Raw genomic sequence first — 12,390 nt, 5'->3', positions numbered from 1 at the left:
CAGTCTGCCGGATCACTCGGCGATATACCAGTCGCGACGGTGGTTCATCGCGACGATAAAGTTCAGCACCAGCGCGCCCAGAAGCGAGTAGAGCACCAGCGGTGGCGCAAGGATGAAGCTCGCGATGACAAACAGGCACAGGTCGTGGATCAGCTGCGTCCAGCCAGCGCGGAAGCCGAACTTGTCTTGCAGGATCACGGCGACGATGGAGACGCCGCCGAGGCTGCCCTTGTGGCGGAAGAGGCCAAGAAGGCCTACGCCTGCCGAGATGCCGAACAGAACGGCGGCCACGGCGGGGTGGATTTCGGCAACATGCAGGACGGGTTTGAGCGCCTCGGCCATCAGCGACACGAGCGTCACGGTCACGAGGCTTTTCAGCGCGAAGCCTGCGCCGCGCGCGAAATAGGCGAAGGCGTAGAAGGGGATGTTGATCACGAAGAACACGACCCCGAAGCTGAACCCGGTGATATAGGACAGGATCAGCGCGGCTCCTGCGGTGCCCCCGGTCACGAGGCCTGCGGCGCGCAGCAGGTGAATCCCCAGCGCGGCCTGTGCGGCGGCCACGACAAGGCCCTGCAGATCCTCGAGCTTCGAGTAATGCGGACGGGTTGCCTCTTTGGCTGCGATCTGGTCGGCGGTGATATGTGCGTCAGTGGTCATGACCCAATAATAGGGCATAATAGCTGACCTACCAAATCGCTGGGCGCAGGTCGGCTTTGCATCGCGCGAAAGGGTCGGGGCAGGGTGCGCGGACCCGTTGCCCGCAGATCACGCCCGGATCAGGTGGCGATATAGCGGTCGCGGCGGTGGTTGATCAGGATGATCACGTTCAGAACCATCGCGCCCAGCAGCGACCACAGCACCTTGTCGAGCGGCAGCACGAAGAGCGCGAAGAGGAACACGCCGCAATCGAACAGGATCTGCGTGCGGCCCGCTTTGAAGCCAGTCTTGTCCTGCAGGTAAAGCGCCACGATCCCCACGCCGCCAAGGCTCGCGCCGTGGCGGAACAGCGCCAGAAGGCCCGCGCCTGCGGTCACGCCTGCCAGCACGGCGGCAGCACCGGGGTGGAGGATGGCGAAGCTCAGAAGATGCGGGAATATTTCGGTAAATCCGGATAGGAGTGCGACCGAGAGCACCGTCTTCACCGTGAACCGCGCGCCCATCCGGCGGAAGGCCAGCCAGTAGAAGGGCAGGTTGAGCGTGAAGAAGATCGCGCCGAAGCTCCAGCCGGTGACGTAAGACAGCACCAGCGACAGGCCCGCGATCTGACCGGTGAACAGCCCCGCGCCATGCAGCAGCGACACCGACAGCGCCACCAACAAAGTGCCGGTGAGAAGCCCTTGGGTGTCCTCGGGCAGGGTGTGGCGGTGCGGGTCTTGGATACGGGTGTCGCTCATGGCGCTCAGATGCCACGAGGCAACGCCAAGCGCAAGAACTGAGGCGCATCGGCAACAGAGGTGCTCGAATACCTGCGGATCACAGTCGCGTGAGTTGCCGCCGCTTGCTGGATCGGGCCAATTGGCGCCATTCGCAATGCCCAAGACAAGAGGAGGGCCGCCATGATGTCATATCGCCAAGCCCTCGCATCGCAGTGCGAAACCCGTATCGGCTTTTCGGTCACCACTCGCGTCGCACGACGCCAGGACTGACCTTCCCGATACGCCCCGGAGCCTAGGCTCCACTCCCGCAAACTGACCCGATTTCCGCGTCCCGATCCTTTCGCGACGCATCCTGGCTGCATTCTCGCGGTCCCCGTCGGGTCTTCTTTCACATCAGTAGAAGAAAGGCCGGTTGCGGGCGGAGTCCCGCGCCGGGACATGACATGATCCAGACTCTCGAGCGTCCGAGCGACGCGTTCACCATCGAAGCCGCCATCGCCAAGTTCGGCGCAGGCAAAGTTCTCCGCGCGGCGCTGTTTGCGCTGATCGCGCGTGGCGGCAAGCCACGCCCGCTCGATGCGGGGCAACTCAGCGACCACTTGCGCAGAGATATCGGGCTCGGGCCCGCCGAACCTCCGCCAGAGCCGTGGAGCATGATGCGGTAAGCGAAAGGGCCGGGCGTTTGATGCGCCCGGCCCATCCAAGGAGATGAGGGACGCGCCCAACCTCGGGTGGGCGCTGTGCCTCGTTCGTGGTTTGGCGTTTTATCTCGCAAGCTCGAATGCCGGTTGTGCCTGCGATGACGGTCCAAATGCGCCCTCCCTAGGGGGAGGTCGGGCGCGGCCCGGGGCTGGTCGCCCCGTACCAGTCAGGAGCCAACCGCCTCGCCAAATGAAAAAGGCGGGGAGATCCCCGCCTTCCTCAACCCGTTTCGCGCGCTTTACAGCGACAGCGACTTGTTCAGGTATTCGTCGATCTTCTCGAGGAAGCCCATCGTGGTCAGCCATTTCTGATCGGGGCCGACGAGTAGCGCGAGGTCCTTGGTCATGTGACCGTCTTCGACCGCCTGCACGCAGACCTTCTCGAGCGTTTCCGCGAAAGTCTGGAGCTGCGCGTTACCATCGAGCTTGGCGCGGTGCTTCAGGCCACCGGTCCAGGCGAAGATCGAGGCGATGGAGTTCGTCGAGGTTTCCTTGCCCTGCTGATGCTGGCGGTAGTGACGCGTCACCGTGCCGTGGGCGGCCTCGGCTTCCACCGTCTGGCCATCGGGCGTCATCAGGATCGAGGTCATCAGGCCCAGCGAGCCGAAGCCCTGCGCGACCGTATCCGACTGCACGTCGCCGTCGTAGTTCTTGCAGGCCCAGACATAGCCGCCCGACCATTTCAGCGAGCTCGCCACCATGTCGTCGATCAGGCGGTGCTCGTACCAGATGCCCGCGTCCTTGAACTTCTCGGCGAATTCTTCCTCGAAGACCTGCTGGAACAGATCCTTGAAGCGCCCGTCATAGGCTTTGAGGATCGTGTTCTTGGTCGAGAGATACACCGGCCAGCCCTTCAGCAGGCCGTAGTTCAGCGAGGCCCGCGCGAAGTCGATGATCGACTTGTCGAGGTTGTACATGCCCATCACGACGCCTGCGTCGGGGGCCTTGAACACTTCCTTCTCGATCACCTCACCGTCGTCGCCCACGAATTTCAGCGTGATCGTGCCCTTGCCGGGGAAGCGGAAATCGGTGGCCTTGTACTGGTCGCCATAGGCGTGACGGCCCACGACGATCGGCTTGGTCCAGCCCGGAACGAGGCGCGGGACGTTCTTGCAGATGATCGGCTCGCGGAAGATGACGCCGCCGAGGATGTTGCGGATCGTGCCGTTGGGCGAGCGATACATGCGCTTGAGGTTGAATTCCTCCATCCGCGCCTCGTCGGGGGTGATCGTCGCGCATTTGACGCCGACGCCGTATTGCTTGATCGCCTCGGCCGCGTCGACGGTGATCTGGTCGTCGGTCGCGTCGCGGCTCTCGATGCCGAGGTCGTAATATTTCAGGTCGATATCGAGATAGGGCAGGATCAGCTTCTGCTTGATGAAGTCCCAGATGATGCGGGTCATCTCGTCGCCGTCGAGTTCGACGACGGGGTTGTCTACCTTGATCTTGGTCATGCGCGTTCCTTCCAAAATTCACGGGTTTGTGTTCCGGGGAGGCCGGGAATCGAAAGGGGCGGCCCGCGCCGCCCCTTCTGTCTCAGTGCTCTCAGCCGATGATGGCGTTGAGCGTTTCGCTCGGGCGCATCACCGCCGAGAGCTTTTTCGGATCGGCGTGGTAGTAGCCGCCGATATCGGCGGGCTTGCCCTGAACCTCTGCCAGTTCGGCTACGATCTTCGCTTCGCCATCGGCCAGCGCCTTGGCGATGGGGGCGAATTCGGCGGCCAGCTCGGCATCGCTCGATTGCGCCGCCAGCGCGTCGGCCCAGTAGCGGGCGAACCAGTAGTGGCTGGCGCGGTTGTCGGGCTCGCCGACCTTGCGCGAGGGCGAGCGGTCATTGTCGAGAATGCCCTGCGTCGCGGTCTCCACGGTTTCGCCCAGCACGCGCGCTTTCGCGTTGTCGGTCTGGTCGGCGAAGAACTTGAAGCTCTCGCCGAGGGCGCAGAATTCGCCCAGCGAGTCCCAACGCAGGTGATTTTCTTCCACCAGCTGCTGGACGTGCTTGGGTGCCGAGCCGCCAGCGCCCGTCTCGAACAGACCGCCGCCCTGCATCAGCTTCACGATCGAGAGCATCTTGGCCGAGGTGGCGAGTTCGAGGATCGGGAACAGGTCGGTCAGGTAGTCGCGCAGCACGTTGCCGGTGATCGCGATCGTGTTCTCGCCTTTGGTGATGGTCTCGAGCGAGGCGATGGTCGCCTCACGCGGGGCCATGATCTCGAACTTGTCGGCCACGCCTTTGGCTTCGAGGATCGGCTTCACGAAGGAGATCAGTTCCGCATCGTGGGCGCGGGTCTCGTCGAGCCAGAAGATTGCGCGGTAGCCGGTCGCTTTCTGACGGTCGATGGCGAGGTTCACCCAGTCTTCGATCGGCGCCTTGCGGGCCGAGGCCGAACGCCAGATGTCGCCCTTCTTCACGTCATGCGAATGCAGGACCGTGCCGTCGTCGAGCACCATCTTCACGGTGCCGTCGGTCGGGATCTCGAAGGTGGTCGGGTGCGAGCCGTATTCCTCGGCTTTCTGCGCCATCAGGCCGATGTTCTGAACGGTGCCTGCGGTGGCGGGGTTCAGTTTGCCGTTGGCTTTGAAATACTCGATCGTCGCATCGTAGACCGGTGCGTAGGAGCTGTCCGGGATCACGCAGACGCAGTCGTGCTCCTTGTTGTCCGGGCCCCAGCCTTTGCCGCCGGCGCGGATCAGCGCGGGCATCGAGGCGTCGATGATGACATCGGAGGGCACGTGCAGGTTGGTGATGCCCTTGTCCGAGTTCACCATATACATCGGCGGGCGCTGGTCGCGGACCTCTTCGATCGCAGCGAGGATTTCCGGCTCGCCTTTGACGCGCTCCAGCAGGTCGCCCATGCCCGAGGCCGGATCGACGCCGAGCGACTTCATCTTGTCGCCGTATTTCTCGAAGACCGGCTTGAGCCATTCCTTCACCGCATGACCGAAGATGATCGGGTCGGAGACCTTCATCATCGTCGCTTTCATGTGCAGCGAGAACAGGACGCCTTCGTCCTTGGTTTTCTTGATTTCCTCGGCGAGGAAGGCGTCGAGCTTGTCAGCCGACATGTAGGTCGCATCGACCACGGTGCCTTCGGGATAGCTCACGCCGTCCTTCAGAACGGTCTCGCCATCGGCGCCTTCCAGAACGATCTTTGCGGTGGATGCTTTCGGCAGGGTGGCCGAGAGTTCGTTCGAGAAGAAATCGCCTTCCGACATGGTGGCCACGCGGGTCTTGCTGTCGGCGGTCCATTCTCCCATGCGGTGCGGGTTGTTCTGCGCGAATTTCTTCACGGCGGCGGCAGCGCGGCGGTCGGAGTTGCCCTCGCGCAGCACCGGGTTCACGGCCGAGCCCTTGATCGAGTCGTATTTCGCGCGGACGGCTTTTTCCTCATCCGTCTTAGGCTCTTCGGGGTAGTCGGGCAGGGCGTAGCCCTGGCCTTGCAGCTCGCGCACTGCGGCGACCAGCTGCGGCACCGAGGCCGAGATGTTCGGCAGCTTGATGACGTTCGCCTGCGGCGTTTTCACGTAATCGCCGAGCCAGGCCAGATCGTCCGACTGGCGCTGCTCTTCGGTGAGCGCTTCGGGGAAGGTGGCGAGGATACGGCCCGCGAGCGAGATATCTTTCGTACCCACCGAAATCCCGGCCGCTTGCGCGAATTTGCGCACGATCGGCAGCAGCGATGCGCTCGCCAGTTCCGGGGCCTCGTCGACCTTGGTGTAAATGATGTCAGGAGTGTTCTTGTCGCTCATGGCACAGCCCTCTTCGGTTGAAGCCTCGGTTTGCTGCCTCTTACCCGATTCAGATGCGCTTGGCTAGACGGTATGCGATTGTATACGAAGGTTCCACGAAATCCCGGAGGAACGCCTCGGAATAGGGGGCGAGGGCCGAGTGTGGCTTAGCTGCGCGCGGCGAACCAGCCTTCGACCCGATCCCGTACCCAGTCCCACACCGCAGGCGCGCCGCGGGCGATCTTGGTGCCGATGCGCTCTTCGAGTTGGGTGAAGCTGACATCGTAATCGATCCACGAGCCACCGCCCGACTGGTGGTTGAGCAGCACAGGCTGCACCCGGTCGAGCGATTTCGCGAAGATCGCGTCGGGGGTCTCGTTGGCCTCGAATTCCTGCCAGAGCGCCAGCATCTGCGCTCCCTGATCCCCGGGCAACAACCCGAAGATACGTTCGGCGGCGGCGGCTTCTGCTTTCAGGATGTCTTCCGCGCCATGAGCCGTGCCGCCCTTGGAATGGATCGGCACATCGCCCACGTCGATCTCGACCAGATCGTGCAGCAGAAGCATGCGGATCACCCGGTCGATCGAGACGCCTTCGGGCGCCTGCTCGGCCAGTGTCAGCGCATAGAGCGCGAGAGACCAGCTATGCTCGCCCGAGTTTTCGGGGCGCGAGGCGTCGTGGATCGGCGTCGCACGGGTCACCGATTTCAGTTTCTCGGCTTCGGCCAGGAAGGTGAATTGCTGATCGAGCCGGGTCATGTACGTCTCCAGAGCCGGGGCAGAAGCAAAAGCAGCGCCACGAAGGCGAAAAGACCGCCAGCGCGCCAGCTCATCGCGCGGTCGGTATAGCCGGAACAGTCGAGGTTCGGCGCCGCGAAGGCGTAGAACAGAACCGTGGCGAGGATCGAGAAGACGACGATGCCCATCCCCAGAACCGGCGGGATCGCGCGGTTCGCGGCCGCGAGCAACAACCCGGTCCAGCCCAGCCAGAGCGGAGCCACAACGAGGATCAGATGCATCGGGTTCGCGAGGAGTTCGCCGAGGCCCATGACCAGCGCCGCGCCGCGCGACGACGCGCCGTCCCACTCTCCGTCGCAAATCATGTGGCTTGCATGAAAGGCTGTCGCGATGATCAGCGACAGGGCGAGGGAGAGGGCTGCCGCGAAAACGACGCGCGCGGCCCCCAGGCTCATGACCCGGTCCCGGAATCCGGTGTCTTCGCCGCAGCCTGCGCCCGCTTTTCCAATTCCACCAGCTTGCGCTCGAAGAATTCGCGGCCACGTTGCTCGGCCATATGCAGGCGACAGGCCGTGATATAGGCCTCCTGCAGCGAGGGCGACGACGTGCCGATATAGTTGCTCACCTCCATGAAGAGGCGTTCGTCGTCGTATTTGCGCATCGCCTCCATCGTGTCGGTGGCGAGCTTTTCAGCAAGTTCGTCGATCAGCGCCATTAGCGCGTGCCCTCCGTCAGGCGGCGGCGGACATAGGTCTGAACCGTGTCGATCATCGGTTGCATATGGGCTTCTTCGTTCTTGAAGAAGTGGTCCGCGCCTTCGATGACCTCATGGGTGATCGTGATGCCCTTTTGCTCCTGCAGCTTGGAGACCAGTTGCTCGGTTTCCTTGGGCTGCGCAATCCGGTCGTTCGTGCCGTTGATGATCAGACCCGAGGACGGGCAGGGCGCGAGGAAGGAATAGTCGTAATTGCCAGGGCCGGGCGACGAGGGGCCGGGCGGGGCAACGGAGATGAAGCCGGTGATCTCGGGACGGCGCATCAGAAGCTGCATGCCGATCCACGCGCCGAAGGAATGGCCCGCGACCCAGCAATGCTTCGAGTTGGGGTTCATCGTCTGCAGGTAGTCCAGCGCCGAGGCGGCATCGGACAATTCGCCCACGCCCTGATCGTATTCGCCTTGGCTGCGGCCCACGCCCCGGAAGTTGAAGCGCAGAACGGTGAAGCCCATTTTGAAGAAGGCGTAATGCAGGTTGTAGACGACGCGGTTGTTCATCGTGCCGCCGAATTGCGGGTCGGGGTGCAGAATGATCGCGATCGGCGCGTCGGGTGCGGGCTGCGGGTGGTAGCGCCCCTCGAGGCGACCTTCGGGACCGGGAAAAATGACTTCGGGCATCGTCTCTCGTTTTTATTGCGCCAGCTCTGGGTTCCTTGGGCGCCTGCGCTCCTGCCTTTCTTGACGGGTCGGCGCGGCTGGCCTAGGAGAAAGCCTCCCCCGGCGCCATGCCGGGAGATCGGGCATTGGTGGAGGTAATCGGCCCTCGCGCTTGCGTCAATGCTTTAGCAATGATTCACTCCTGCGCGGGCGGTGTTTTCGGGCCGATTTTCGGCTAAATACGGGTTCGGATGGGTCTCGGGCCGAGGAGGGTGCATGAAACTGTCGACGAAAGGCCGTTACGCGATGGTCGCGCTGGTCGATCTGGCGCTGGCGGGCGAAGGCAGCCGGACCTCTCTGGCGGCGCTGTCCGAGCGTCAGGATATCTCGCTGCCCTATCTGGAACAGCTCTTCGTGCGGCTGCGCCGGGCGGGGCTGGTGAATTCGGTGCGCGGCCCGGGTGGCGGTTACCGTCTCGCGCGCTGCCCGTCGGAAATTCGCATCTCGGAGATTTTCGAGGCCGTGGATGAGACCGTCTCGGCGATGCATGTCGGCGCTGGCGCGTCAGGGGCGATTTCGGGCTCGCGGGCGCAGTCGATGGCGAACCGGTTGTGGGAGAGCCTGTCGGCGCAGGTCTTCGTCTTCCTGCACCAGACGACGCTGGATGATGTGGTGAAGAACCGCATGAAACCCTGTCCGGCGGTGCCGAGCCTGTTTTCGGTCGTCGACGAGTAACTCCGACCGCCGGGGCGTGATGGCTTCTCGCGGACGCTCCGCGGGGGATATTTTTGCCAAGTCGAAGGCACGCCCTTTCTTCTGGGGCGCGGCTGCCCTATCCCCGCCGCAGGTATCCGACATTTAACCAAGCGGAGCGTATCATGGCGCGCAGCTATCTCGATTGGAACGCGACAACGCCGCTGAGGGCAGAAGCCCGTCAGGCGATGATCGAAGCGATGGATGTGGTGGGCAACCCGTCCTCGGTCCATTCCGAAGGGCGCGCGGCGAAAGCGCTTATGGAGCGCGCGCGCGCTCAGATCGCGGCGGCTTTGGGGGCCGAGGGGCAGGATGTGATCTTCACCTCCGGCGCGACCGAGGCGGCGGCGCTGGCGCTGGCGGGGCGCGAGGTGCATTGCGCGGGCGTCGAGCATGATGCGATCCGCAGCTGGTGCATCGAGGATCTGCCTGTGGATCGGGCAGGGCGGATCACCGTCACCGATCCGGCAAACTCGGCCCTGCAGCTGGCCAATTCCGAGACCGGCGTGGTGCAGGAACTGCCCGAGGGGCTGTATCTGAGCGATCTCACCCAAGGCTTCGGCAAGATCCCGTTTGCGTTCAACTGGCTCGGCACCACCTGCGGCATCGTCTCGGCGCATAAGCTGGGCGGGCCGAAGGGCGTGGGCGCGCTGATCGTCAAGCGCGGAACGGATATCGCGGCGCAGCTCAAAGGTGGCGGTCAGGAGATGGGTCGGCGGGCCGGCACGGAGAACCTGATCGGCATTGCGGGCTTCGGTGCGGCAGCCGAAGCCGCCTCGCGTGATCTTGAGGGCGGAATCTGGCGCGAGATCGAAAAACTTAGAAACATTCTAGAAAACGCCATTGCGGATCGGGCAAGCGAGACTATTTTTGTCGGGAATGAATCGCACAGGCTTCCGAACACCTCCTGCTTTATCACGCCCGGTTGGAAGGGCGAGACGCAGGTGATGCAGATGGACCTGGGCGGGTTCGCGGTTTCCGCAGGCTCCGCCTGTTCGAGCGGGAAGGTCAAAAGCTCTGCTGCGCTGGTCGCGATGGGCTTTTCGGAAACCGAGGCGGGATCGGCCTTGCGGGTCTCGCTGGGGCCGCAGAGCCGCGAAGAAGATGTCATGCGTTTCGCCGAACACTGGCTGAAATGCGAAGCGAAACACCGCGCACGGCGCGGGTAAGAGATGGGAGAGCCGGATATGGCGGGCGTTGATCAGGTGGAAGTACGTGAAGGCGTCGATCGCGAGACGGTCGAGACCGTCCAGAATATGGGCACCTACAAATACGGCTGGGACACCGATATCGAGATGGAATACGCGCCCAAAGGCGTGAACACGGATATCGTCCGCCTCATCTCGGATAAGAACAAAGAGCCCGAGTGGATGACGGAATGGCGTCTGCAGGCGTTCTCGCGCTGGGAAGATATGCCCAAGCCGAACTGGGCGCTGCTGAAGGTTCCGGAAATCGATTTTCAGGACCAGTATTACTACGCGCGCCCGAAAAGCATGGTCGAGAAGCCCAAGTCGCTCGACGAGGTCGATCCCAAGCTGCTCGCGACCTATGAAAAGCTCGGCATTCCGCTGAAGGAACAGATGATCCTCGCGGGCGTCGAAGGTGCGGAAGACATCAACCTCGACGATCGCCAGATCGCGGTCGACGCGGTGTTCGACTCCGTTTCCGTCGGCACCACCTTCAAGGACAAGCTGGCCGAGGCGGGCGTGATCTTCTGCTCGATCTCGGAAGCGATCCAGGAACACCCGGAGCTGGTTAAGAAATATCTCGGCTCGGTCGTGCCGCAGGCGGATAACTTCTACGCAGCGCTGAACTCGGCCGTGTTCTCGGACGGCTCCTTCGTCTACGTGCCGCCGGGCGTGCGCTGCCCGATGGAACTGTCGACCTATTTCCGCATCAACGCGGAGAATACCGGGCAGTTCGAGCGCACCCTGATCATCGCCGACAAGGGCTCTTACGTGTCCTATCTCGAAGGCTGCACCGCGCCCAAGCGCGACACCGCGCAGCTGCACGCGGCCGTGGTCGAGATCATCGTCGAGGAAGATGCCGAGGTGAAATATTCCACGGTGCAGAACTGGTTCCCGGGCGATGAAGACGGCAAGGGCGGCATCTACAACTTCGTCACCAAGCGCGCCGATTGCCGCGGCGACCGCGCCAAGGTGATGTGGACGCAGGTCGAGACCGGCTCCGCGATCACGTGGAAATACCCGTCCTGCATCCTGCGCGGCAACGAGAGCCAGGGCGAGTTCTACTCGATCGCCATCGCGAACAACTGGCAGCAGGCCGATACCGGCACCAAGATGATCCATCTGGGCAAGGACACCCGTTCGCGGATCGTGTCCAAGGGGATCTCGGCCGGTCAGGCGCAGAACACCTATCGCGGTCTCGTCTCGATGCACCCGAAAGCGACCGACTCGCGCAACTACACGCAATGCGACTCGCTGCTGATCGGCGACAAATGCGGCGCGCACACGGTTCCCTATATCGAGGTGAAGAACAACTCGAGCCGGGTCGAGCACGAGGCCACCACCTCGAAGGTCGATGACGACCAGCTGTTCTATTGCCGCGCCCGCGGGATGGACGAGGAAGAGGCCGTGGCGCTTGTCGTGAACGGGTTCTGCCGCGAAGTCCTTCAGGCGCTGCCGATGGAATTCGCGATGGAAGCTCAAAGCCTTGTGGCGATCTCGCTGGAGGGGAGCGTCGGGTGATCTTCACGCGCTCAAATATCGAAATTGCCGAGGATCTGCCGCATTTCGGGCATAATTCTTATGCATGTCTTAACCTGTCCAAATGGATAGGTGAGGGCCATGACGGTATCGAGCGCCAGCTTCAACGATCGCCTCGCGCGGATCGAGAAAACGCGGAAATCGGCGAAGGGCCGGATTCAGCTGCATATCGGGGATCAGGAAGCCTGGGTGGCCAACGATTCCGCGATGCTGCGTCAGGTCATCGCCAAGCCGCGTCACTCGCGGCTGGCCGTGTTCAAGGTCCTGCCGGCGCTGATGGTCGGCGCGATCGGAATGATGGTCGTCACCGCGCTGAAAATGCGTTTTCTGACGCCGGAACTGGCCGAGAAAGTCGGTTCCAACCCGGATCTGGTCCTCGTCGTTGCGGCAGTGCTGACGGCCTTCGGGCTGGGTATGATGCTGCGGCTCGCCTCGGTGAAACTGATGGCGGTGCAGCTGCTGGGCGTCGCGCTGGCCTTCGTGGGGCTGCACAATATCGCCTTCTGGCAACCGGACATGGCGGCGCTCGCCTTCACGCCCGACTGGGTGGAGCAGCAGACCGCGCAATTCGAGCCGCGCACCCTGCGCTACGCCGAGACCACTATCCGCTTCTGACCCTTCGCGCGCCCGCGCCCGCGCCCGCCGCGGCCCGCATGGGTCGCCAAACGGGAGGGCGCGCATGATCGTCACCACCACCCCCAGCATCGAGGGTCGCCCGATCGCGACCTATCATGGCATCGTCGTGGGCGAAGCCATCATGGGCGCCAATGTCGTCCGCGATATCTTCGCGCAAGTCACCGACATCATCGGTGGCCGCTCCGGCGCGTACGAATCCAAATTGCAAGACGCGCGCGCCACGGCGCTCGGCGAGCTTGAAGACCGCGCCCGCGAGCTGGGCGCGAATGCCGTTGTCGGCGTCGATCTCGACTACGAGGTCGTCGGCCAATCCATGCTTATGGTGTCGGCCTCCGGCACCGCTGTAACCGTATCCTGA

Annotated in this window: 14 protein-coding genes; 6 read left to right on the top strand and 8 right to left on the bottom strand. The window is 63.2% G+C overall.

Annotation, left to right across the window (positions count from 1 at the left end):
- Nucleotides 1–12: 12 nt before the first annotated feature.
- Together BMI91_RS13690 and BMI91_RS13685 are read right to left on the bottom strand one after the other, a co-directional pair.
- Nucleotides 13–660, bottom strand: a complete 648-nt coding sequence (locus BMI91_RS13690) for a YitT family protein (protein WP_078521032.1) — start codon at nucleotides 658–660, stop codon at nucleotides 13–15.
- A gap of 119 nt (nucleotides 661–779) precedes the next feature.
- Nucleotides 780–1,397, bottom strand: a complete 618-nt coding sequence (locus BMI91_RS13685) for a YitT family protein (protein ID WP_078601380.1) — start codon at nucleotides 1,395–1,397, stop codon at nucleotides 780–782.
- Between the two features lie 425 nt (nucleotides 1,398–1,822).
- Between BMI91_RS13685 and BMI91_RS13680 the strand changes: the two genes are divergently transcribed.
- The gene (locus tag BMI91_RS13680; RefSeq protein WP_078540864.1) at nucleotides 1,823–2,044 is read left to right on the top strand and encodes a hypothetical protein; all 222 of its coding nucleotides are present in this window, start codon (nucleotides 1,823–1,825) and stop codon (nucleotides 2,042–2,044) included.
- Between the two features lie 275 nt (nucleotides 2,045–2,319).
- On the opposite strand, the gene BMI91_RS13675 is transcribed toward BMI91_RS13680, so the two are convergent.
- The 6 genes from BMI91_RS13675 to BMI91_RS13650 all read right to left on the bottom strand — a co-directional run bounded on the left by BMI91_RS13675 (nucleotide 2,320) and on the right by BMI91_RS13650 (nucleotide 7,938).
- The gene (locus BMI91_RS13675; RefSeq protein ID WP_078605441.1) at nucleotides 2,320–3,534 is read right to left on the bottom strand and encodes an NADP-dependent isocitrate dehydrogenase; all 1,215 of its coding nucleotides are present in this window, start codon (nucleotides 3,532–3,534) and stop codon (nucleotides 2,320–2,322) included.
- 91 nt (nucleotides 3,535–3,625) lie between these two features.
- Nucleotides 3,626–5,830: an NADP-dependent isocitrate dehydrogenase gene (locus BMI91_RS13670; protein WP_078605439.1), complete on the bottom strand. Its 2,205-nt coding sequence runs from the start codon at nucleotides 5,828–5,830 to the stop codon at nucleotides 3,626–3,628.
- 146 nt (nucleotides 5,831–5,976) lie between these two features.
- Nucleotides 5,977–6,567, bottom strand: coding sequence for an HD domain-containing protein (locus BMI91_RS13665; protein ID WP_078550295.1), 591 nt, complete (start codon nucleotides 6,565–6,567; stop codon nucleotides 5,977–5,979).
- The gene (locus BMI91_RS13660) at nucleotides 6,564–7,001 is read right to left on the bottom strand and encodes a hypothetical protein (protein WP_078605437.1); all 438 of its coding nucleotides are present in this window, start codon (nucleotides 6,999–7,001) and stop codon (nucleotides 6,564–6,566) included. The genes BMI91_RS13665 and BMI91_RS13660 overlap by 4 nt, the downstream gene beginning before the upstream one ends.
- Entirely contained in the window at nucleotides 6,998–7,261 is a 264-nt protein-coding gene (locus BMI91_RS13655) for a hypothetical protein (RefSeq protein ID WP_198453180.1), read from the bottom strand. The genes BMI91_RS13660 and BMI91_RS13655 overlap by 4 nt, the downstream gene beginning before the upstream one ends.
- The gene (locus BMI91_RS13650; protein ID WP_078540872.1) at nucleotides 7,261–7,938 is read right to left on the bottom strand and encodes an alpha/beta hydrolase; all 678 of its coding nucleotides are present in this window, start codon (nucleotides 7,936–7,938) and stop codon (nucleotides 7,261–7,263) included. Before BMI91_RS13650 ends, BMI91_RS13655 begins: the two co-directional genes overlap by 1 nt.
- 255 nt (nucleotides 7,939–8,193) lie before the next feature.
- Here BMI91_RS13650 and iscR point away from each other — a divergent pair, with 255 nt between their 5' ends.
- The 5 genes from iscR to BMI91_RS13625 all read left to right on the top strand — a co-directional run bounded on the left by iscR (nucleotide 8,194) and on the right by BMI91_RS13625 (nucleotide 12,390).
- On the top strand, nucleotides 8,194–8,652 hold the full coding sequence (gene iscR, locus BMI91_RS13645) for a Fe-S cluster assembly transcriptional regulator IscR (RefSeq protein WP_078520720.1): 459 nt from the start codon (nucleotides 8,194–8,196) through the stop codon (nucleotides 8,650–8,652).
- Nucleotides 8,653–8,795: 143 nt separating this feature from the next.
- Nucleotides 8,796–9,839, top strand: a complete 1,044-nt coding sequence (locus BMI91_RS13640) for a cysteine desulfurase family protein (protein ID WP_078605435.1) — start codon at nucleotides 8,796–8,798, stop codon at nucleotides 9,837–9,839.
- 18 nt (nucleotides 9,840–9,857) lie between these two features.
- Complete coding sequence (gene sufB / locus BMI91_RS13635) at nucleotides 9,858–11,378, top strand: Fe-S cluster assembly protein SufB (protein ID WP_078605433.1); 1,521 nt, start codon at nucleotides 9,858–9,860, stop codon at nucleotides 11,376–11,378.
- 99 nt (nucleotides 11,379–11,477) lie between these two features.
- Nucleotides 11,478–12,011: a hypothetical protein gene (locus BMI91_RS13630; RefSeq protein WP_078540878.1), complete on the top strand. Its 534-nt coding sequence runs from the start codon at nucleotides 11,478–11,480 to the stop codon at nucleotides 12,009–12,011.
- Between the two features lie 64 nt (nucleotides 12,012–12,075).
- Nucleotides 12,076–12,390, top strand: coding sequence for a heavy metal-binding domain-containing protein (locus BMI91_RS13625; protein ID WP_078520716.1), 315 nt, complete (start codon nucleotides 12,076–12,078; stop codon nucleotides 12,388–12,390).

This window comes from Thioclava sediminum (genome assembly GCF_002020355.1).
Taxonomy (GTDB): domain Bacteria; phylum Pseudomonadota; class Alphaproteobacteria; order Rhodobacterales; family Rhodobacteraceae; genus Thioclava; species Thioclava sediminum.
This window is presented reverse-complemented; position numbering and strand designations above follow the sequence as displayed.

Coding starts and splice junctions, on each gene's coding strand:
- BMI91_RS13675 (WP_078605441.1), bottom strand. CDS start 3,534: ATGACCAAGATCAAGGTAGACAACCCCGTCGTCGAACTCGACGGCGAC.
- BMI91_RS13660 (WP_078605437.1), bottom strand. CDS start 7,001: ATGAGCCTGGGGGCCGCGCGCGTCGTTTTCGCGGCAGCCCTCTCCCTC.
- sufB (WP_078605433.1), top strand. CDS start 9,858: ATGGCGGGCGTTGATCAGGTGGAAGTACGTGAAGGCGTCGATCGCGAG.
- BMI91_RS13670 (WP_078605439.1), bottom strand. CDS start 5,830: ATGAGCGACAAGAACACTCCTGACATCATTTACACCAAGGTCGACGAG.
- BMI91_RS13655 (WP_198453180.1), bottom strand. CDS start 7,261: ATGGCGCTGATCGACGAACTTGCTGAAAAGCTCGCCACCGACACGATG.
- BMI91_RS13640 (WP_078605435.1), top strand. CDS start 8,796: ATGGCGCGCAGCTATCTCGATTGGAACGCGACAACGCCGCTGAGGGCA.
- BMI91_RS13685 (WP_078601380.1), bottom strand. CDS start 1,397: ATGAGCGACACCCGTATCCAAGACCCGCACCGCCACACCCTGCCCGAG.
- BMI91_RS13630 (WP_078540878.1), top strand. CDS start 11,478: ATGACGGTATCGAGCGCCAGCTTCAACGATCGCCTCGCGCGGATCGAG.
- BMI91_RS13665 (WP_078550295.1), bottom strand. CDS start 6,567: ATGACCCGGCTCGATCAGCAATTCACCTTCCTGGCCGAAGCCGAGAAA.
- BMI91_RS13680 (WP_078540864.1), top strand. CDS start 1,823: ATGATCCAGACTCTCGAGCGTCCGAGCGACGCGTTCACCATCGAAGCC.
- iscR (WP_078520720.1), top strand. CDS start 8,194: ATGAAACTGTCGACGAAAGGCCGTTACGCGATGGTCGCGCTGGTCGAT.
- BMI91_RS13625 (WP_078520716.1), top strand. CDS start 12,076: ATGATCGTCACCACCACCCCCAGCATCGAGGGTCGCCCGATCGCGACC.
- BMI91_RS13650 (WP_078540872.1), bottom strand. CDS start 7,938: ATGCCCGAAGTCATTTTTCCCGGTCCCGAAGGTCGCCTCGAGGGGCGC.
- BMI91_RS13690 (WP_078521032.1), bottom strand. CDS start 660: ATGACCACTGACGCACATATCACCGCCGACCAGATCGCAGCCAAAGAG.